This window comes from Clostridium estertheticum subsp. estertheticum, assembly GCF_001877035.1.
Lineage (GTDB): Bacteria > Bacillota > Clostridia > Clostridiales > Clostridiaceae > Clostridium_AD > Clostridium_AD estertheticum.
Genome location: NZ_CP015756.1, coordinates 115,001 through 136,449, shown reverse-complemented (window position 1 = coordinate 136,449; position 21,449 = coordinate 115,001). Strand labels below are relative to the sequence as shown.

Below are 21,449 nucleotides of genomic sequence, written 5' to 3'. Positions count from 1 at the left end.
TTATTATACATTTATTTACATATTGTTATGTCACATTTTCATAATTTTAAAGAATGTTTATATATTTCAGATTTAGGCAGGTTTCTATCCTTTGCAACTAACTTCATTGCATCTTTTTTATTTATTCCGTCATCCATATATTTTTGTATATGCTCTTCTATAGTTAGCGAATCCCATTTAGCCCTTTCATCTTTATCTATAGCTTCCTTACTCTTACCTTCAATTACTAATACATATTCTCCTCTTGGAGAATTCTGTTTATAATATTCTATTGCTTGTTCTAGTGTTAGTCTTATTATCTCTTCATATAGTTTTGTGAGCTCCCTACACATTGATATCTTTCTATTTCCAATATTCTCATATAGAAATTCTAAAGTACTTAAAAGTCTGTGAGGTGCCTCATAAAAAATTAAAGTCTCACTCCTATTTATTAAATCGTCAATAATAGGTTTTCTTTCTTTATTCTCCCTAGGTAGGAATCCTCTAAAAATAAATTTTGTAGTGTCAAGGCCAGAATATACAAGTGCAGTAGTAATTGCAGTAGCTCCAGGTAATACCACAAATTCTATGTTTTGCTCTATACACTTTGAAACTATAACACTTCCGGGATCTGATATTCCGGGTGTTCCTGCATCACTAATAATAGCTATATTTTTACCTTCTTTTACTTGCCTAATTATATCCTCGCTTTTCCCTAACTCATTAAACTTATGATAACTTATAAGTATTTTTTTTATATTAAAATGATTTAAAAGTTTTAAACTTTGCCTCGTGTCTTCTGCTGCTATTATATCCACACTTTCAAGAACTTCTAATGCTCTAAGTGTAATATCCTTTAAATTTCCTATTGGAGTTGGAACTAAATATAATTTCCCTGCCATACTTATCACCCTTCTCTGTAGTATTTACATTATTTTCTATCTGAATTATACATATTTTTAATTTCCTCGGTATATCCACCATCTTCTACATGAACATAAAGAGGAGGGTCCCACTTTAAAAATGCCCCACCATCCCTCTGACCCTCGACAAGGACAATATTAGGTGCCTTATTTACACTTGGGTGCACCATTCTTATACGTTTAGGCTCAATTCTATGCTTCCTCATAGTGCACAAGATATCAGCTAATCTATCAGGTCTATGCACCATATACATTCTTCCATTATCCTTTAGGAGAATTCTACATGCAATAATTACATCTTCTAATGTACAACAAATTTCATGTCTTGCTATAGCGTCCTTATCATTTAAGCTTATTAAGCCCGAGTTTTGAAGTTTATAAGGTGGATTAACTGTAACAATGTCTACCTTATCAATGCCCTTAATAAGTTCTATATCTTTTAAGTCTCCATTTATAAATTTAATTTTATCTTCTAAATTGTTATATTCTATGGACCTATTTGCCATATCAACAAACTCTTCTTGAATTTCCACCCCAATTATATTGCTTGCGGTAGTTTTACCTGCTAATATAAAAGGTATTATGCCCGTACCAGTGCATAAATCAACAACTTTAGCATTTTTTCTTACTTTCACAAAATTAGCAAGCAGTACTGCATCCACTCCAAATCGAAAAGCGTGTTTTTTTTGAATAACGTGAATGCCTTTTAGTTGAAGATCATCTAAAGTTTCATCCGTTCTTAAAAACTCCATTATGTATCTCCTTTCTATAAAATTTGCGTTTATTTTATACATCACAACAAAAGAAGTATACCTCACTTTTTATTGCTAAATCAAGAGAATACACACTTTATTATTTTTTTTAATTATTAAATATATATTTTCATTTAATAAATATGTAATTAATTATTAAACTACTATTAGTAATCATTGTTGAATATATATATTAGTATAGAATAATTGATTTTAATGAGGTTAAAAATGCAATTAATATTATATCCATTTAAAAATATAGTTTTCAATAAAAACTCTGTGTTATTAGATGCATCTTTCTTAATCAGCTTAATTTATGATGACGATATTAAGCATAGCGATTGTTTATCATGCTTAAAACAACTTTCAGAGGGGGGATCTGTTTTTTACACTACTAGTATTATAACAGCTGAGGTCATGAATAAAATACTTTATAAATTGTTTATTAGTGACATTCAATGCAAAATAAATAATGTTAGACCGTATAACTCAATGGATAATATTAGATCTATTACAAATAGCTTCAGCCGGCATGATACAAAAATATTAAAAGAAAAGAAAAAAGACAGACTTATTCATATTCCATATAAAAGGTATTTTGATAATATTTCTAAAAATTCTATGAAAAGAAATTTACTTAATATCTATTACAGTAAATCTGTAGAAATAATTTCAGAATTAGAAAAAATTATAAATATAAAGTATCTAAATATTTCTGAAGAATGCATTTTCTTAGTTAAAAAGTTTATGTGTGATAGCTTATTATCAGTAAATGATGCTTTTCACATAGCCACTGCGGAGCGCAACAATATAGATTTCTTCCTTACTTTAGATGGTGATTTTATTTTTGCCGAAAGTAGCGAAATGAAAATACTTAAGATTTAATAAATAATAATTTTTTAATTAACTGCTTTAATTAATTGACACTATTATAAAAAAAGAAGTGTAAATTTGATTATCTCAAAATACACTTCTTTCTTATGATTATTATTTAGGAATATAAATATGTGTACCATCTTTTATTGAATTCTCATCTACAATTTTATTTGTTTCCTTTAGCATTCCAATCGCTTTTTTCACACTATAAGAAGGCATATTATTTTTGGCAATTGAAGTTAATGTATCCTGCTTTTTAACAACATATTCAGTAGTATTCCCTCCTGCAACTACAGATTTTGATGTATCTGATTTTGATGTATCCGATTTTGATGAATCTGCTTTTATTTCATATGGGATTACTATCTTCTGACCCTCTGAAATTTTATAAGATTCACCCATGTTATTTCTATTTCTAATAAATTCAACTATTTTACTTTTATCCTGACTAGGCATATAGGTTTTAGCAATACTAAACACTGTATCATTCTTTTTAACAGTATAAATTCCAACATTAGTTTTATCATTTATATAAGCAACATCCATTTTATTAGTATCTGTTTCTAAGGTATTTTCATTTGTCGTTTTATTGGTATTGACTACAGAAGTTGAGTTATCATTTTGCACTGTGGTAGCATCTGTGGTAGTGGCATCCGCTGCATTTACCTTGGCAACGTGTTCTCGACCTCCTACATATCTTACTGCAAGAAATACTACTAAAATCAATACAGCAACGGTAGATATACTAATTATTCCTTTTTTCATTCTCATATTTAAAACCCCTTTACTATTTATTTGTTAATTAACTATATTTATAATCATTGACATAATTTAAAGGTTTCATACATGTTATAACTCTTATTATTGTTGATAATTATACTATTTTCAAATTTGCTCATATATTATAAATACGATATAGTACAAAACTTTAGGCTGTTAACTTTTTAAGTTAACAGCCTTTATATATTACAACTTTAAATTCTATTTTTTACTACTTTTATCTATTTGCTCCCTAACTTCTTCCCCTGTCATACCACTTGCATTAATAATTGGAGTAGATGTTATAGTTTCCTGGTCTCCCATTATCCCTTGATTCTCACCTGTTACAATAACAACATCATATCTATCTAAGAAATGACCTGCATTCTTTTTACTATTATCAAATTCTTTGACAACATAACCTTCATTACTTAAATACTCTTTAATTGGTTTCAATCCCTCTTGTACTGCTATTTTCTTCATGTTTTACTCCTCCCTTTGAAATTCTTTACTTAAATTATTATCTCCAATTTTGAAAAGCATATTCAAATGTCCTTACTTATATTTTAACGATCAAAAAACAATAAAAAAGCAGAGAAAATTTCTCTCTCTGCTTTTTTATACAACTGCATAGCCAGCCTCTTCGATAGATTCAATTAAATTATCCGCTGTTATAAAATAATCATCATATATTATTTCTACTTGCTTACTTTGAATATTTATTTGACAAGCAATTACACCTTGATTATTTGATATTGCTAAATTAACATTACTAATATCTTCTGAAGTATTCATATTACAAACTTTTATAACTGACTTCATCTTCCCTCCTCCTAATTGTCTTTTATTAATTCCTTTATAATATATAAATCTTCTCCACTTTTAGCAAGTTCTAATTTAATATCTTCATCATTTACAGCATCTTCGTATCTCCCAGTAACTAATGTTAAATCTTCAATTTTAACCTCGACAATTTCTTCATCACTACCATTAAGTTTTATCTTGATTTTGACTGATTCTTTTACAACACTATTGCCAATAACATCCGCTCTCCCAAAAGGCGTATCTACTACAGACCCTACTGTAGGTAAAGTTTTTCTTATTTTTTCATAAGTATCCTGCTCATAATTTAAACAACACATAAGCCTGCCACAAATACCTGAAATTTTTGTAGGATTTAATGATAAATTTTGTTCTTTAGCCATTTTTATTGATACTGGTGCAAATTCACCAAGAAAAGTCGAACAACACATAGGTCTACCACATGGTCCAAGACCACCAACCATTTTCGCTTCATCCCTAACTCCTATTTGTCTAAGTTCTATCCTTGTTCTAAACACTGCAGCTAAATCCTTTACGAGTTCACGAAAATCCACACGTCCATCTGCCGTAAAGTAAAATATAACTTTATTATTATCAAAAGTATACTCTACATCTATAAGTTTCATATCAAGTTCATGTTTATGTATCTTCTCTAAGCATATTTCATATGCTTCCTTTTCTTTCCTTTTATTATCCAAATCCTTTTCTGCATCCGCATCTGTGGCTTTTCTAATAACACATTTAAGAGGAGATACTATATCATCTTCCTTAATCTCTTTTATGCCAATAACACATTCCCCAAATTCTATTCCTCTTACAGTTTCAACAATAACTCTATCTTCCTTTTTAATCTCTATATCATTTGGACTAAAATAATATATTTTACCAGCTTTTTTAAATCGTACTCCTATTACTGTAACCATGTTAAATCATCTCCTTCGCAGCTGCATATTAACGACTTCAGAAAGGAGATTTAACTACCACTAAAGTTTCATTTTTGCTAAGGTAGGTATCTCCCACCTATATAAGTGATAGACCTTTCCTTCTGAAATGTCGTTAACCCTCCTGCATTTTAAGTAACATTACTTCAAACGCTAACGCTGGGTTAACGTTTCTATCTAAGTTCTCTCTAGTATCATTGATTATATTTATAATACCATTTAACTTGTTAAATGAAAATATATTAGCTAACTCTTTTATAGCTAGTAGTTTATCTATATTAATAATTAAATTTTCTTCTTCAACTTCCTTATATATTATAGTATCCCTAATATACGAAAGAAATGCAGTTAATATTTCGTAAAAATCGTCTTTTTGATTGGATAATTTCTTTTCATATTTAATCAGTTCCTCAGTTTTAGCGCTATTTAACTTAAGTAATATTTCCAAGGTAATATCTCTTATATCCTTGAAATTATTATCTTTAATAAACTTTTCAGCCTTTCCTGGTATTCCATCACTAAAAGCTAAAATCACTTTTATTTGATCCATTAATAAATCAGAATAATTTTTGCTTAAAAACTCTTTCATCTCATCTATATTTAAATTCTTTAGCTTATGTATCTGACATCTTGATTTTATTGTATCCAATATGACTTCAAGATTTTCACACAATAAGAGTATAGTCACATTTTTAGGTGGTTCTTCAATTGTTTTTAAAAAAGCATTTTGTGCCTGCACTGTCATTTTGTGAGCGTGATAAATAATTATAACTTTCTTATCTCCTTCAAAAGGTTTTTTATTAATCTCTTCAATTAAGGTTCTTATGGAACTAACACCTATTGTGCTCTTGTTTTTATCAATTTGCCATTCCACCAAATCAACATACTGCCTATCTTCATTTTCACCTAAAATCATAAGCCCTATATTTCTTGCCAGTATGCTTTTGCCTATACCATCTTCTCCAACTAAAATATGAGCATGCGATAATTTATCCAATTGTATCGCCTTAGTTATTTGATTTTTTATATTACTATGTCCTATTATATCCATAAAACTCATTTTAGTCCTCCATGCATAGAAGCAAGTATAAATTTATATATACTTGCTTCCAATTAGTTATACCTTTATATACTTATCTACATCAACTACAAATACATTTGCTCCACCTACGTCTACTTCAATAGGAAATGGCATATAGACTCCTGTTGATCCAGCTACAGGTGATGGTGATGATATTATTTGCTTTCTTTCCTTACATACTTCCTCGATAATAGCTAAAACTTCATCCACTTTTTCTTTTTCAACACCTATTAGTAATGTTGTATTTCCTGATTTTAGAAATCCTCCAGTAGTCGCGAGTTTTGTAACTCTAAAACCCTTATCTGTTATTTCTTCAATTAAATCGTTCGCATCATCGTCTTGTACAATTGCAATAACTAATTTCATATAATCCCACCCCTTTTATAATTTTATTATTTTGATTGTATTTATTATATCCTTTTGTATTTCTTCTACACTTCTATTACCATCTAGTACTTCTATTTTATCATATTTTATACAAATATCCATGTAACCTTCAAAAACTTTTTTATGAAATTCATTCCCACTATTTTCTAAGCGATCTAAATTACCTTGCTTTTTTTTCCTATTTAACCCTTCCTCGTAAGGAATTGCAATCATAAACGTTAAATCAGGCTTAAGACCATCTAGCGCTACCTCATTAATACTCTTTATTCTCTCCATGCCAAGGCCTCGACCAATGCCTTGATATACCATTGAAGAATAAACAAAACGATCACATATGACTATTTTACCCTTTTCTAGTGCTGGCTTTATAACCTCATTTACTAATTGTGCGCGAGATGCTGCATAAAGTAATGCTTCACACATATAACTCATTTTACAATTATCGTTATCTAATATTATTTCTCTTATTTTTTCACTAATTCCCGTGCCTCCAGGTTCCCTGACTCTTACTACTTCATATCCAGATTTTTGTAAATGTTTTTCTAATAATTCTATCTGTGTAGTTTTTCCTGAACCATCTGGGCCTTCTAGTACTATCATACGCCCTCTTCCCATTCGATCTCCTCCATCATATGTATATATAACATTAAAGTTTATTTTACTATTGCAACTTTACCATCATTAACTCCAAGTACCGTTACATTATACTTCAAATAATATATTATCATCGCTATATTGTACTCATCTAGTCTTTCCCCAGGCATTACGATTGGTATACCTGGTGGATATGGAACTATTGCCTCTGCGCATATTTCGCCCTCCGAATTCTTTAACTCTACTATAGTTTTCTCCCTAAACATTACTTCATAGGGAAACATGCTTTGTGATGGGATATCATAATCTATTATCTGCACATATTGCTCCTTTAGAGATTCCATATCACAATCTTTAAGAGCTAAGTAAAGTTTTTCAAAATCTTGCTGCTTAGTAAAAGGTGAAAATATTAAAACTACATTCCTGCTGTCACTCATTTCAGCTTGTATTTTGTTTATCCTTAAATATTCTAACAATTTATGACCACTATAACCTTTAGGCACATTTAATATATATCTAGTTAAATCCAGTGTATACTTATTAATATATTTAATTGAATTTCCTGATACATCCTCTAAATCTTCCTGGCCTAGTATGTGGAATTTATCCAATTTATTAATTTTAACTCTATTAAACTTGCATATTTTAATTAACTCTTCATAATCATTTTCACCATACTCCTCAATATAAAACCTTGCATAATCCATGGAGCATAAAAACATGTAAGATGGACTTGTACTTAAAAACGCACTTACATAAAAATCGACCTTACTTATATCTATATCCTCACCTACATGTAAAAAGGCTGTTTGCGTTAAACTAGGTAGAGTTTTATGTGCACTCATAACTACCATATTAGCTCCCATCTTCAAAGGATTTTCAGGTAATAACTTATTAGCACCAAAATGTGCACCATGAGCAGCGTCTACCAATACTTTAATATTGTATTTTTTAGCTGTAGCAATAATATATGGCAAATCAAGGCATATGCCGTAATAATTTGGATATGTGATAATGATTCCTTTGGCATCTTTGTTTTCGTGAATTAAATAAAGAAAAGATTCCTTATCAAAAGGAAAAGGAACATCATATTTTGAATTAATTTTGTTTTTAATATATACTGGTTTTAACTTTCTCATAATTATTGCGTTAAAAATTGATCTATGACAATTTCTCTCTACAATAATCTTATCACCCTCATTGAATGTGGAAAAAACCATAGTAAAATTTCCACTAGTACTACCATTAACTAAAAAATAAGATTTTATACTACCATAATAGCTACTCAATAATTGTTGAGATTCTTTTATTATTCCTTCTGCATGATGAAGGTTATCTAATCCATCAACTTCAGTAATATCTCCTTTAATAAAATTTTCATAAAGTTCTCTACCTTTCGCAGTTTTTAAAAAACCAAGACCTCCTTTGTGGCCTGGCATACAAAAGGGAACATTTTTTTCTTTTATATATGTTAACACTCCATCTACAAGTGGTAATCTTGACAATCCTTAGTCACTCCTCTTGGTATAAACTGTACTAAAGTCTTTCTTATACAGTTCTTGTAATATTCATAGAAATCGGTATTAGGCTTTGCTTTTATAATTCTTCCTTCGCAATTGTTGCAAATTCCTCTTCCATTTATTATTATACCACCATTTAGAGGCTTTCTACATATAATACACTTTTCTTTTTGCATAATTCCCTCCTTAACCTCTCTACCCCAAATCATTTTCTATAAATCAGATAAACCATTATTAAATTACGTTAAAACTACCCAAAGTTTGGCCTCTATAATATATTTTATTCAACTAGGTGCAGTTTCTTATTTTGTCCACATAATTATTTAAAATATATTTATCTACATTTTATGCCATAACCAGCTATTTAAATTTACTATTTGACCTTAAGTTTCTTAAAATGAATAATAAGTCCGTATAATCGTCTGTTCTACATAATTAATTTAATACTTATTTTTATTTACCTTAATTATTTTATTTGTTATTATCAATATATTTATGTAACTTGGTTATACTAATCATATTAATAATCATAATATTTTGGGAGGAGAACAATCTATGAAACAAGAAATTATAAGTTATATAGATAGTATAAAGGATGATATATACAATTTGTCAAACTACCTTTATAATAATCCAGAAACAAATTATAAAGAATATAAAGGTTCCGCTTACATAATAAACATGTTAAAAACTCATGGTTTTAATGTGAAAGAAAACTACTGTAATATCCCTACTGCTTTTTATGCGCAATTCGGCATTGGTCATCCTAAAATATGTTATATATGCAAATACACAGCCACTGAGAAATCAGGTCATGTTTTTGGTAATAACGTTAATGCTAGTATCTCCGTCGCCTCAGCATTAGGTTTATCAAAAGTGGTTTCTAAAAGTAGTGGGAGTGTAATTGTACTAGGATGCCCTGGTGAATATTATAATGGAGCAGAATTAACTATAATGAAAGAAAAGTGTTTTGAAGATATAGATATTATAATTGCACCTCATTGTGATATAACTAATGCAGAAAGTGGTACATCTATGGCTATACTTCCAATTAAGCTTAAATACAATAGTAATAATAATAATAATAATTCATCCTTAGAATCCTATTTATTTGTATTTAATTCATTAAACCACTTGCTAAAAGGATTAACTACTAACTGTTTTATTGACAATATATCTATAAACAACGTCTCCCCTAGTAATAATTCTTTTTTACAATCTGAGGCCAAGTTTTATATTAAAGCTACTACCATAAATGAAGCTGAAATTTTTAAGAAAAAAATTATAGAACTTATTCATTCATTATCTCAAATAATGAGTATACCAGAAGATATAAGTCTATTTGAATTGCCTTCGCAGGAACTTTTAACTAATAAGTCTTTATCAAGATTACTTGCCCACAACCTAAAAGAATCTGGCATTATTAATATTGCTTGTTGCAAAAATAGTTCTTATGGATTAGGTATAGGTGCTATAAGCCATATAACACCATGTATATACCCATCAATATCTATTACGGAGAATAAACTAATAAATTGCCCATCCCCTTCTTTTGCTTTAGAAACACAAACCGAATTTTGTAAAAATAATATCATAAAAGCAGCTAACGCTCTTGCCATTACAGGCCTTGATATCATTGAGAAACAAGATTTATTAAGAGAAATTACTATTGAGTTGAAATAATATAAAACCATTTTATAAATATCTCACGACAAAAAAAGAAGTATAATTAATTTCAAATTATACTTCTTTTTTATGTATATTATATTTCTCATTAAAATACTGCTTTTTCTTTTAGTAATCTTATTTTGTTCATAAGACCATCACTAGGTTCAAAATAAAACTTTTTGAACTTGTTTCCTGCTTTATATACGCAACAAAATTTACTTCGAATAAATGTAGAACATATATACCTTTTGCTACTACTTATATGGATATCTGAACTATAGTTACTACACTTACCAATGTACTCTATATTTTTCAACTTAATATCTTCTCGTATTATGACCTCTTGACCTCTTATTCTATGAATAATAAGTTGATCTGCTACAATTAAATACTTATATCTAACCTTACACTTTAAAAACTCCATATAACAAAGAGCGATCATTATTATATTAAAAACCAAAGTTACCAATGTTTTAATATTTATGCTTCCTATACTCACCTTAGGTAATAAGTCTGATAAGCATATAAATATAATTAATGTAATAAACAGCGATACCAACGCTGGCAACTTCTTTCTCTGAACCATTTCTTTATACATCAAACCCAGACCCCCTAGATTTATTAAAAAAATCATGCATATACAGTTTCCTTCCCAACATATGTGATTATACTAGCATTTCATATAATAATCTACTTGTACTAAGTTCTCTATACTGTATATACCGCAATATAAAGGCATTTATACAATTTATATCAACTTATACACATCAACATAGGTATTTTTAAGTTTTCCTCTTAATTACTAGCTTTTAGTAATTAAAATGTATATTTTAATTGTCTATGTATAATAAGCTACGTGACCTATACTTAAAAAAATAAACAACTCTCTTTCATTTGTTGTTACAAATAAATAAAACACCTTGTATTATATACAAAGTGTTTTGGAGGCGCCACCCGGATTTGAACCGGGGAATAAAGGTTTTGCAGACCTTGACCTTACCGCTTGGCTATAGCGCCATAACTTGGTGGCTAAACCCGGAATCGAACCAGGGACACGAGGATTTTCAGTCCTCTGCTCTACCGACTGAGCTATTTAGCCATGTAACCTGGCGACAACCTACTCTTCCACAAGGTCACCCCTGCAGTACCATCGGCGCATTGAAGCTTAACCTTCGTGTTCGGTATGGGAACGGGTGTTACCTTCAGGCCATAATCACCAGATGAGAATATAAATATTCTCTCAAAATTGCACAGTATTATCGCATTATTAATATTAATTGTTACTTATGTTATCTTGGTCAAGCCCTCGACTTATTAGTATTAGTCAGCTGAACATGTTACCATGCTTACACCTCTAACCTATCAACCTGGTGGTCTTCCAGGAGTCTTACTTGCACCACACTTACGTGTGGACAATGGGAAATCTCATCTTAGGGTGGGCTTCACGCTTAGATGCTTTCAGCGTTTATCCCTTCCAAACATAGCTACCCAGCGATGCCACTGGCGTGACAACTGGTGCACCAGAGGTTTGTCCATCCCGGTCCTCTCGTACTAAGGACAGCTCCCTTCAAATTTCCTACGCCCGCGACGGATAGGGACCGAACTGTCTCACGACGTTCTGAACCCAGCTCGCGTGCCGCTTTAATGGGCGAACAGCCCAACCCTTGGGACCTACTTCAGCCCCAGGATGCGACGAGCCGACATCGAGGTGCCAAACCTCCCCGTCGATGTGGACTCTTGGGGGAGATCAGCCTGTTATCCCCGAGGTAGCTTTTATCCGTTGAGCGATGGCCCTCCCACGAGGTACCACCGGATCACTAAGCCCGACTTTCGTCCCTGCTCCACTTGTAAGTGTCGCAGTCAGGCTCCCTTCTGCCTTTGCACTCTTCGCGCGATTTCCAACCGCGCTGAGGGAACCTTTGGGCGCCTCCGTTACTCTTTCGGAGGCGACCGCCCCAGTCAAACTGCCCACCTAACAATGTCCTGTGACCAGATTCATGGCCTCCAGTTAGAACCTCAGTACTGTCAGGGTGGTATCCCAAGGATGACTCCACACAGGCTGACGCCCATGTATCGTAGTCTCCCACCTATCCTGTACAGACAATACCGAAATTCAATGCTAAGCTACAGTAAAGCTCTACGGGGTCTTTCCGTCCAATCGCGGGTATCCAGCATCTTCACTGGAACTACAATTTCGCCGGATGTACTGTTGAGACAGTGCCCAAATCATTACGCCATTCGTGCGGGTCGGAACTTACCCGACAAGGAATTTCGCTACCTTAGGACCGTTATAGTTACGGCCGCCGTTTACTGGGGCTTAAGTTCATAGCCTCGCCAAGAGCAAGCTCTCAGCTAACTAATCCCCTTAACCTTCCAGCACCGGGCAGGCGTCAGCCCCTATACATCAGCTTTCGCTTTAGCAGAGACCTGTGTTTTTGCTAAACAGTTGCTTGGGCCTATTCTCTGCGACCTACTTACGTAGGCACCCCTTCTCCCGAAGTTACGGGGTCAATTTGCCGAGTTCCTTAACAGTAATTCTTCCGATGGTCTTAGGATTCTCTCCTCACCTACCTGTGTCGGTGTGCGGTACGGGCACCAATATCCTCGATAGAGACTTTTCTTGGCAGCGTGGAATCAGATACTTCAGCAATAAATTGCCTTCCCCATTACATCTCAGCGTTAAGAGCAAACGGATTTGCCTGCTTGCTCCGCCTAAATGCTTAGACACACATCCAATAGTGTGCACATCTTATCCTCCTGCGTCATCCCATTTCTAATAACGTCCATTGGTGGTATCGGAATATCAACCGATTGTCCATCACCTACGCCTTTCGGCCTCGGCTTAGGTCCCGACTAACCCTGAGAGGACGAGCCTTCCTCAGGAAACCTTAGGTTTTCGACCGTTAAGATTCTCACTTAACTCTCGCTACTCATGCCAACATTCTCACTTCTGTACCGTCCACCACTCCTTACGGTATGACTTCAGCCAGTACAGAAAGCTCCTCTACCGCTTACACAATTGTGCAAACCCATAGCTTCGGTGGTAAGTTTTAGCCCCGGACATCTTCGGCGCAGGATCTCTTGACTAGTGAGCTATTACGCACTCTTTGAATGAGTGGCTGCTTCTGAGCCAACATCCTAGTTGTCTTAGAAATCCCACATCCTTTTCCACTTAACTTACACTTTGGGACCTTAGCTGATGGTCTGGGCTGTTTCCCTTTTGACTACGGATCTTATCATTCGCAGTCTGACTGCCGAAATAAAAGTATATGGCATTCGGAGTTTGATAGGGTTCAGTAACTGTTGTCAGCCCCTAGCCCATTCAGTGCTCTACCTCCATTACTCAATTAATCGACGCTAGCCCTAAAGCTATTTCGAGGAGAACCAGCTATCTCCGAGTTCGATTGGAATTTCTCCGCTATCCACAGCTCATCCCATGGTTTTTCAACACCAACGTGGTTCGGACCTCCACGGAATTTTACTTCCGCTTCATCCTGGCCATGGATAGGTCACCCGGTTTCGGGTCTACGACATGCAACTAGAACGCCCTATTCAGACTCGGTTTCCCTTCGGCTCCGTACCTTAAGTACTTAACCTTGCTACATATCGTAACTCGTTGGCTCGTTCTACAAAAAGCACGCCGTCACACATAAAAAGTGCTTCGACCGGTTGTAGGCACACGGTTTCAGGTTCTATTTCACTCCCCTTCCGGGGTTCTTTTCACCTTTCCCTCACGGTACTTCTTCACTATCGGTCACTAGGTAGTATTTAGCCTTGGGAGGTGGTCCTCCCAGCTTCCCACAAGGTTTCACGTGTCTCGTGGTACTCTGGATTAGATCTGACTGTTCTTCCTTTTCATTTACAGGCCTATTACCTTCTGCGGAGCAGCTTTCCAGCTATCTTCAATTAAAGAATTGCAGTATTTATGATCTATCCTCAACCCCTAAGTCAAAGACTTAGGTTTGGGCTCTTTCCCTTTCGCTCGCCGCTACTTAGGAAATCGATATTTCTTTCTCTTCCTCCGGGTACTTAGATGTTTCAGTTCCCCGGGTGTACCTCTGCATACCTATTTATTCAGTATGCAGTACATAGTTGTTACTATGTGGGTTCCCCCATTCGGAAATCTTTGGATCACAGGCTATTTGCGCCTACCCAAAGCTTATCGCAGCTTAACGCGTCCTTCTTCGGCTCCTAGTGCCAAGGCATTCGCCATGCGCCCTTTGTAGCTTGACCTATGATTTCGTCTATTACTAGACGCGTCTATTTTCATAAACGTTTTGTTTCTTAATATTAATTTTGCGAAATCATAATAAATCAACTTATAACCACTTACTCGTATTTTACAATACGCAAGGTGGATCTAAATCTTTTTAAAATAACTTTATACACTGTGCAATTTTCAAAGAACATTTTAAGAAAAACTATCAATTAATTAACTCCTAAGAGTTAATATAATTAGTCTCTCAAAATTAAACAGAGAAATAGGAACGAGTAATTACAATAGATATTTTGAAGAATAATTAAATTCTTCTATTGCATCGACCGAAGTCAATACATCTACTCCCTAGAAAGGAGGTGATCCAGCCGCAGGTTCTCCTACGGCTACCTTGTTACGACTTCACCCCAATCATCGATCCCACCTTCGGCCGCTGGCTCCTTACGGTTACCTCACGGACTTCGGGTGTTACCAACTCTCATGGTGTGACGGGCGGTGTGTACAAGGCCCGGGAACGTATTCACCGCGACATGCTGATTCGCGATTACTAGCAACTCCGGCTTCATGTAGGCGAGTTGCAGCCTACAATCCGAACTGGGATGAGTTTTTGAGTTTGGCTCCACCTTGCGGTCTTGCATCTCTTTGTACTCACCATTGTAGCACGTGTGTAGCCCTAGACATAAGGGGCATGATGATTTGACGTCATCCCCACCTTCCTCCCGGTTAACCCGGGCAGTCTCACTAGAGTGCTCAACTTAATGGTAGCAACTAATGATAAGGGTTGCGCTCGTTGCGGGACTTAACCCAACATCTCACGACACGAGCTGACGACAACCATGCACCACCTGTCACCTTGTCCCGAAGGACTTCACTCATCTCTGAGTTATGCAAGGGATGTCAAGTCTAGGTAAGGTTCTTCGCGTTGCTTCGAATTAAACCACATGCTCCGCTGCTTGTGCGGGCCCCCGTCAATTCCTTTGAGTTTTAATCTTGCGATCGTACTCCCCAGGCGGAATACTTAATGTGTTAACGGCGGCACCGAGGTTCGACCCCCGACACCTAGTATTCATCGTTTACGGCGTGGACTACCAGGGTATCTAATCCTGTTTGCTCCCCACGCTTTCATGCCTCAGCGTCAGTTACAGTCCAGTAAGTCGCCTTCGCCACTGGTGTTCTTCCTAATCTCTACGCATTTCACCGCTACACTAGGAATTCCACTTACCTCTCCTGCACTCTAGACACCCAGTTTCAAATGCAGCACCCAAGTTAAGCTCGGGTATTTCACATCTGACTTAAATGTCCGCCTACGCATCCTTTACGCCCAGTAAATCCGGACAACGCTTGCCACCTACGTATTACCGCGGCTGCTGGCACGTAGTTAGCCGTGGCTTCCTCCTCTGGTACCGTCATTATCGTCCCAGAAGACAGAACTTTACAACCCGAAGGCCTTCATCATTCACGCGGCGTTGCTGCGTCAGGGTTTCCCCCATTGCGCAATATTCCCCACTGCTGCCTCCCGTAGGAGTCTGGACCGTGTCTCAGTTCCAATGTGGCCGATCACCCTCTCAGGTCGGCTACGCATCGTTGCCTTGGTGGGCCTTTACCTCACCAACTAGCTAATGCGCCGCGGGTCCATCTCAAAGTGAAATTCCGAAAAATTCCTTTGATGTTAAGATCATGCGATCAAAACATATTATGCGGTATTAATCTCCCTTTCGGGAGGCTATTCCCCTCTTTGAGGCAGGTTACCCACGTGTTACTCACCCGTCCGCCGCTAATTGACCCCGAAGGATCGCATCGCTCGACTTGCATGTGTTAGGCACGCCGCCAGCGTTCGTCCTGAGCCAGGATCAAACTCTCAATTTAAAAGTTTACACTTTTTTAGTTGAAATAATTAATCTGCGCCAACTGTTAAGTTGGTTACCAACATTACGTTGGTACGCAAGCTCATTACATACTTTTAGTCTTACGACTAAATATTACTTTTACTAAAGTAATTGACTGGTTAAAATAAAATATTATTTCATTTCTTTACCTATTTCTCTGTTTAATTTTCAAAGACCAATTTAACTTCATATTCAATATCGTCACTTACTTACGACGACAAGGAATATTCTATCATAACGGCATTATTGTATATTAAAATTATAGTTCATATATCTAAATTATCCTCATTTTTCTCCACTATTCACTATTAATCCTCCAATACCTCATGTTGATACACTAGGATAAGTATATTGTTTCTTGTCCTATATTAATTAATATTGAACCATACTATTATATTTAATTTAACAACTACTAATCGCTTAACTGTTATAATATATATAAGGGGTTGATGTTATGTGTTACAAATCATTAGAAACAATTGTAAAAAACAGTACTAATATAGTTTTTTTCGGAGGTGCAGGTGTATCAACAGAAAGTTCCATTCCTGATTTCCGTTCCGCAAAAGGTCTATATAATGTAAAAAATGACTTGAAATTTTCTCCTGAAGTTATTTTGAGTCATTCTTTTTTTATAAATCATACCGAAGACTTTTTTAAATTTTATAAAACTAATATGATTTTTACTAATGCAGTACCGAATGCTGCCCATATTACATTAGCAGAGCTTGAAAATAAAAATAAATTAAAAGCTATAATCACTCAAAACATTGATGGATTACACCAAATGGCAGGCTCAAAAAATGTTTATGAGCTTCATGGATCTATACACAGAAATTCTTGTATGAAATGCAACAAATCTTTTAGTTTAAATTATATATTAGCTAGCAAATCCATAGTTCCAATATGTGATAGTTGTGGTGGTATTGTCAAACCCGATGTAGTTCTTTATGAAGAAGGGTTAGATATGGATATCTTAGAAAGTTCCATTAAGGCAATAAGTATCGCTGATACATTAATTGTAGGTGGTACATCTCTTGTAGTATATCCAGCAGCAAACCTAATTAAATATTTCAATGGAAATAATTTAATTCTCATCAACAAATCTCCAACCCAGTATGACAATCAAGCCAATTTAGTAATTAACGACAATATAGGCAAAGTTTTGAGTACTGTTTGTGCCTCCTTTATTTAAAAGGAGTAATTTATATTTCAACGTAAAAAAAACACTAAGTTATACTTAGTGTTTTTTTGCAACCTGGCGACAACCTACTCTTCCACAAGGTCACCCCTGCAGTACCATCGGCGCATTGAAGCTTAACCTTCGTGTTCGGTATGGGAACGGGTGTTACCTTCAGGCCATAATCACCAGATGAGAATATAAATATTCTCTGAAAATTGCACAGTGTTTTCGCATTTTATTATTATATCTTGGTCAAGCCCTCGACTTATTAGTATTAGTCAGCTGAACATGTTACCATGCTTACACCTCTAACCTATCAACCTGGTGGTCTTCCAGGAGTCTTACTTGCACCACACTTACGTGTGGACAATGGGAAATCTCATCTTAGGGTGGGCTTCACGCTTAGATGCTTTCAGCGTTTATCCCTTCCAAACATAGCTACCCAGCGATGCCACTGGCGTGACAACTGGTGCACCAGAGGTTTGTCCATCCCGGTCCTCTCGTACTAAGGACAGCTCCCTTCAAATTTCCTACGCCCGCGACGGATAGGGACCGAACTGTCTCACGACGTTCTGAACCCAGCTCGCGTGCCGCTTTAATGGGCGAACAGCCCAACCCTTGGGACCTACTTCAGCCCCAGGATGCGACGAGCCGACATCGAGGTGCCAAACCTCCCCGTCGATGTGGACTCTTGGGGGAGATCAGCCTGTTATCCCCGAGGTAGCTTTTATCCGTTGAGCGATGGCCCTCCCACGAGGTACCACCGGATCACTAAGCCCGACTTTCGTCCCTGCTCCACTTGTAAGTGTCGCAGTCAGGCTCCCTTCTGCCTTTGCACTCTTCGCGCGATTTCCAACCGCGCTGAGGGAACCTTTGGGCGCCTCCGTTACTCTTTCGGAGGCGACCGCCCCAGTCAAACTGCCCACCTAACAATGTCCTGTGACCAGATTCATGGCCTCCAGTTAGAACCTCAGTACTGTCAGGGTGGTATCCCAAGGATGACTCCACACAGGCTGACGCCCATGTATCGTAGTCTCCCACCTATCCTGTACAGACAATACCGAAATTCAATGCTAAGCTACAGTAAAGCTCTACGGGGTCTTTCCGTCCAATCGCGGGTATCCAGCATCTTCACTGGAACTACAATTTCGCCGGATGTACTGTTGAGACAGTGCCCAAATCATTACGCCATTCGTGCGGGTCGGAACTTACCCGACAAGGAATTTCGCTACCTTAGGACCGTTATAGTTACGGCCGCCGTTTACTGGGGCTTAAGTTCATAGCCTCGCCAAGAGCAAGCTCTCAGCTAACTAATCCCCTTAACCTTCCAGCACCGGGCAGGCGTCAGCCCCTATACATCAGCTTTCGCTTTAGCAGAGACCTGTGTTTTTGCTAAACAGTTGCTTGGGCCTATTCTCTGCGACCTACTTACGTAGGCACCCCTTCTCCCGAAGTTACGGGGTCAATTTGCCGAGTTCCTTAACAGTAATTCTTCCGATGGTCTTAGGATTCTCTCCTCACCTACCTGTGTCGGTGTGCGGTACGGGCACCAATATCCTCGATAGAGACTTTTCTTGGCAGCGTGGAATCAGATACTTCAGCAATAAATTGCCTTCCCCATTACATCTCAGCGTTAAGAGCAAACGGATTTGCCTGCTTGCTCCGCCTAAATGCTTAGACACACATCCAATAGTGTGCACATCTTATCCTCCTGCGTCATCCCATTTCTAATAACGTCCATTGGTGGTATCGGAATATCAACCGATTGTCCATCACCTACGCCTTTCGGCCTCGGCTTAGGTCCCGACTAACCCTGAGAGGACGAGCCTTCCTCAGGAAACCTTAGGTTTTCGACCGTTAAGATTCTCACTTAACTCTCGCTACTCATGCCAACATTCTCACTTCTGTACCGTCCACCACTCCTTACGGTATGACTTCAGCCAGTACAGAAAGCTCCTCTACCGCTTACACAATTGTGTAAACCCATAGCTTCGGTGGTAAGTTTTAGCCCCGGACATCTTCGGCGCAGGATCTCTTGACTAGTGAGCTATTACGCACTCTTTGAATGAGTGGCTGCTTCTGAGCCAACATCCTAGTTGTCTTAGAAATCCCACATCCTTTTCCACTTAACTTACACTTTGGGACCTTAGCTGATGGTCTGGGCTGTTTCCCTTTTGACTACGGATCTTATCATTCGCAGTCTGACTGCCGAAATAAAAGTATATGGCATTCGGAGTTTGATAGGGTTCAGTAACTGTTGTCAGCCCCTAGCCCATTCAGTGCTCTACCTCCATTACTCAATTAATCGACGCTAGCCCTAAAGCTATTTCGAGGAGAACCAGCTATCTCCGAGTTCGATTGGAATTTCTCCGCTATCCACAGCTCATCCCATGGTTTTTCAACACCAACGTGGTTCGGACCTCCACGGAATTTTACTTCCGCTTCATCCTGGCCATGGATAGGTCACCCGGTTTCGGGTCTACGACATGCAACTAGAACGCCCTATTCAGACTCGGTTTCCCTTCGGCTCCGTACCTTAAGTACTTAACCTTGCTACATATCGTAACTCGTTGGCTCGTTCTACAAAAAGCACGCCGTCACACATAAAAAGTGCTTCGACCGGTTGTAGGCACACGGTTTCAGGTTCTATTTCACTCCCCTTCCGGGGTTCTTTTCACCTTTCCCTCACGGTACTTCTTCACTATCGGTCACTAGGTAGTATTTAGCCTTGGGAGGTGGTCCTCCCAGCTTCCCACAAGGTTTCACGTGTCTCGTGGTACTCTGGATTAGATCTGACTGTTCTTCCTTTTCATTTACAGGCCTATTACCTTCTGCGGAGCAGCTTTCCAGCTATCTTCAATTAAAGAATTACAGTATTTATGATCTATCCTCAACCCCTAAGTCAAAGACTTAGGTTTGGGCTCTTTCCCTTTCGCTCGCCGCTACTTAGGAAATCGATATTTCTTTCTCTTCCTCCGGGTACTTAGATGTTTCAGTTCCCCGGGTGTACCTCTGCATACCTATTTATTCAGTATGCAGTACATAGTTGTTACTATGTGGGTTCCCCCATTCGGAAATCTTTGGATCACAGGCTATTTGCGCCTACCCAAAGCTTATCGCAGCTTAACGCGTCCTTCTTCGGCTCCTAGTGCCAAGGCATTCGCCATGCGCCCTTTGTAGCTTGACCTTTGATTCTGTTTATTTTCATAAACTATTTTGTTTCTTAATATTAATTTTGCGAAATCATAATAAATTAACCTATAACCACTCTCGTGGATCTAAATCTTTTTAAAACAATTTTATACACTGTGCAATTTTCAAAGAACATTTTAAGAAAAACTATTAATTAATTAGCTCCTAAGAGTTAATATAATTAGTCTCTCAAAATTAAACAGAGAAATAGGAACGAGTAATTACAATAGATATTTCGAAGAATAATTAAATTCTTCTATTGCATCGACCGAAGTCAATACATCTACTCCCTAGAAAGGAGGTGATCCAGCCGCAGGTTCTCCTACGGCTACCTTGTTACGACTTCACCCCAATCATCGATCCCACCTTCGGCCGCTGGCTCCTTACGGTTACCTCACGGACTTCGGGTGTTACCAACTCTCATGGTGTGACGGGCGGTGTGTACAAGGCCCGGGAACGTATTCACCGCGACATGCTGATTCGCGATTACTAGCAACTCCGGCTTCATGTAGGCGAGTTGCAGCCTACAATCCGAACTGGGATGAGTTTTTGAGTTTGGCTCCACCTTGCGGTCTTGCATCTCTTTGTACTCACCATTGTAGCACGTGTGTAGCCCTAGACATAAGGGGCATGATGATTTGACGTCATCCCCACCTTCCTCCCGGTTAACCCG

The 21,449-nt window shown here is 37.1% G+C and carries 15 protein-coding genes, 2 tRNA genes and 6 rRNA genes (1 of these 23 cut by a window edge); 3 read left to right on the top strand and 20 right to left on the bottom strand.

Features of this window, described 5'->3' with window-relative positions; genetic code table 11:
• Positions 1 to 38: 38 nt before the first annotated feature.
• Both rsmI and A7L45_RS00650 read right to left on the bottom strand, forming a co-directional pair.
• The gene (gene rsmI / locus A7L45_RS00655; RefSeq protein WP_071610979.1) at positions 39 to 881 is read right to left on the bottom strand and encodes a 16S rRNA (cytidine(1402)-2'-O)-methyltransferase; all 843 of its coding nucleotides are present in this window, start codon (positions 879 to 881) and stop codon (positions 39 to 41) included.
• 29 nt (positions 882 to 910) lie between these two features.
• Positions 911 to 1,654: a tRNA1(Val) (adenine(37)-N6)-methyltransferase gene (locus tag A7L45_RS00650; protein ID WP_071610978.1), complete on the bottom strand. Its 744-nt coding sequence runs from the start codon at positions 1,652 to 1,654 to the stop codon at positions 911 to 913.
• Positions 1,655 to 1,882: 228 nt separating this feature from the next.
• Between A7L45_RS00650 and A7L45_RS00645 the strand changes: the two genes are divergently transcribed.
• Positions 1,883 to 2,539, top strand: a complete 657-nt coding sequence (locus A7L45_RS00645) for a type II toxin-antitoxin system VapC family toxin (RefSeq protein WP_071610977.1) — start codon at positions 1,883 to 1,885, stop codon at positions 2,537 to 2,539.
• A 102-nt stretch (positions 2,540 to 2,641) separates the two neighbouring features.
• Here the strand turns inward: A7L45_RS00645 and A7L45_RS00640 are convergent, their stop codons facing one another.
• The 9 genes from A7L45_RS00640 to A7L45_RS00600 form a co-directional block, all read right to left on the bottom strand.
• Positions 2,642 to 3,301 (bottom strand): LysM peptidoglycan-binding domain-containing protein, encoded by a 660-nt coding sequence (locus A7L45_RS00640; RefSeq protein ID WP_071610976.1) that lies wholly within the window; start codon positions 3,299 to 3,301, stop codon positions 2,642 to 2,644.
• Positions 3,302 to 3,511: 210 nt separating this feature from the next.
• The gene (locus tag A7L45_RS00635; RefSeq protein ID WP_071610975.1) at positions 3,512 to 3,772 is read right to left on the bottom strand and encodes a YkuS family protein; all 261 of its coding nucleotides are present in this window, start codon (positions 3,770 to 3,772) and stop codon (positions 3,512 to 3,514) included.
• A 135-nt stretch (positions 3,773 to 3,907) separates the two neighbouring features.
• The gene (locus tag A7L45_RS00630) at positions 3,908 to 4,111 is read right to left on the bottom strand and encodes a heavy-metal-associated domain-containing protein (protein ID WP_071610974.1); all 204 of its coding nucleotides are present in this window, start codon (positions 4,109 to 4,111) and stop codon (positions 3,908 to 3,910) included.
• A gap of 11 nt (positions 4,112 to 4,122) precedes the next feature.
• Positions 4,123 to 5,034 carry a PSP1 domain-containing protein gene (locus A7L45_RS00625; protein WP_071610973.1) on the bottom strand — a complete coding sequence of 304 codons (912 nt, stop codon included), beginning with the start codon at positions 5,032 to 5,034 and terminating at the stop codon, positions 4,123 to 4,125.
• 133 nt (positions 5,035 to 5,167) lie between these two features.
• On the bottom strand, positions 5,168 to 6,112 hold the full coding sequence (locus A7L45_RS00620) for a DNA polymerase III subunit delta' (RefSeq protein ID WP_071610972.1): 945 nt from the start codon (positions 6,110 to 6,112) through the stop codon (positions 5,168 to 5,170).
• 57 nt (positions 6,113 to 6,169) lie between these two features.
• Positions 6,170 to 6,499 (bottom strand): cyclic-di-AMP receptor, encoded by a 330-nt coding sequence (locus tag A7L45_RS00615; protein ID WP_071610971.1) that lies wholly within the window; start codon positions 6,497 to 6,499, stop codon positions 6,170 to 6,172.
• Between the two features lie 15 nt (positions 6,500 to 6,514).
• Entirely contained in the window at positions 6,515 to 7,135 is a 621-nt protein-coding gene (gene tmk / locus A7L45_RS00610) for a dTMP kinase (RefSeq protein ID WP_071610970.1), read from the bottom strand.
• 38 nt (positions 7,136 to 7,173) lie between these two features.
• Positions 7,174 to 8,619 (bottom strand): aminotransferase class I/II-fold pyridoxal phosphate-dependent enzyme, encoded by a 1,446-nt coding sequence (locus A7L45_RS00605; protein ID WP_071610969.1) that lies wholly within the window; start codon positions 8,617 to 8,619, stop codon positions 7,174 to 7,176.
• The gene (locus tag A7L45_RS00600; RefSeq protein ID WP_071610968.1) at positions 8,598 to 8,810 is read right to left on the bottom strand and encodes a sigma factor G inhibitor Gin; all 213 of its coding nucleotides are present in this window, start codon (positions 8,808 to 8,810) and stop codon (positions 8,598 to 8,600) included. Before A7L45_RS00600 ends, A7L45_RS00605 begins: the two co-directional genes overlap by 22 nt.
• Positions 8,811 to 9,189: 379 nt before the next feature.
• On the opposite strand from A7L45_RS00600, the gene A7L45_RS00595 reads away from it, so the two are divergent.
• Positions 9,190 to 10,317 (top strand): zinc-binding metallopeptidase family protein, encoded by a 1,128-nt coding sequence (locus A7L45_RS00595; protein WP_071610967.1) that lies wholly within the window; start codon positions 9,190 to 9,192, stop codon positions 10,315 to 10,317.
• A gap of 91 nt (positions 10,318 to 10,408) precedes the next feature.
• On the opposite strand, the gene A7L45_RS00590 is transcribed toward A7L45_RS00595, so the two are convergent.
• The 6 genes from A7L45_RS00590 to A7L45_RS00565 all read right to left on the bottom strand — a co-directional run bounded on the left by A7L45_RS00590 (position 10,409) and on the right by A7L45_RS00565 (position 16,384).
• The gene (locus A7L45_RS00590; protein WP_151554045.1) at positions 10,409 to 10,903 is read right to left on the bottom strand and encodes a hypothetical protein; all 495 of its coding nucleotides are present in this window, start codon (positions 10,901 to 10,903) and stop codon (positions 10,409 to 10,411) included.
• A 341-nt stretch (positions 10,904 to 11,244) separates the two neighbouring features.
• A tRNA-Cys gene (locus tag A7L45_RS00585) sits at positions 11,245 to 11,319 on the bottom strand.
• A gap of 6 nt (positions 11,320 to 11,325) precedes the next feature.
• Positions 11,326 to 11,401, bottom strand: a tRNA-Phe gene (locus tag A7L45_RS00580).
• Between the two features lie 5 nt (positions 11,402 to 11,406).
• Positions 11,407 to 11,523: ribosomal RNA gene (rrf, locus tag A7L45_RS00575) — 5S ribosomal RNA — on the bottom strand.
• 73 nt (positions 11,524 to 11,596) lie between these two features.
• Positions 11,597 to 14,535, bottom strand: a 23S ribosomal RNA gene (locus A7L45_RS00570).
• Between the two features lie 335 nt (positions 14,536 to 14,870).
• Positions 14,871 to 16,384 (bottom strand): 16S ribosomal RNA (locus A7L45_RS00565).
• Positions 16,385 to 16,858: 474 nt separating this feature from the next.
• On the opposite strand from A7L45_RS00565, the gene A7L45_RS00560 reads away from it, so the two are divergent.
• Positions 16,859 to 17,596 (top strand): NAD-dependent protein deacylase, encoded by a 738-nt coding sequence (locus tag A7L45_RS00560; RefSeq protein ID WP_071610966.1) that lies wholly within the window; start codon positions 16,859 to 16,861, stop codon positions 17,594 to 17,596.
• Positions 17,597 to 17,657: 61 nt separating this feature from the next.
• Here the strand turns inward: A7L45_RS00560 and rrf (A7L45_RS00555) are convergent.
• The 3 genes from rrf (A7L45_RS00555) to A7L45_RS00545 all read right to left on the bottom strand — a co-directional run.
• Positions 17,658 to 17,774, bottom strand: a 5S ribosomal RNA gene (gene rrf / locus A7L45_RS00555).
• 58 nt (positions 17,775 to 17,832) lie between these two features.
• Positions 17,833 to 20,771, bottom strand: a 23S ribosomal RNA gene (locus A7L45_RS00550).
• A gap of 299 nt (positions 20,772 to 21,070) precedes the next feature.
• Positions 21,071 to 21,449: ribosomal RNA gene (locus tag A7L45_RS00545) — 16S ribosomal RNA — on the bottom strand; it runs 1,135 nt beyond the window's last position.
• The 16S, 23S and 5S rRNA genes sit together here with 2 tRNA genes alongside, the layout of an rRNA operon.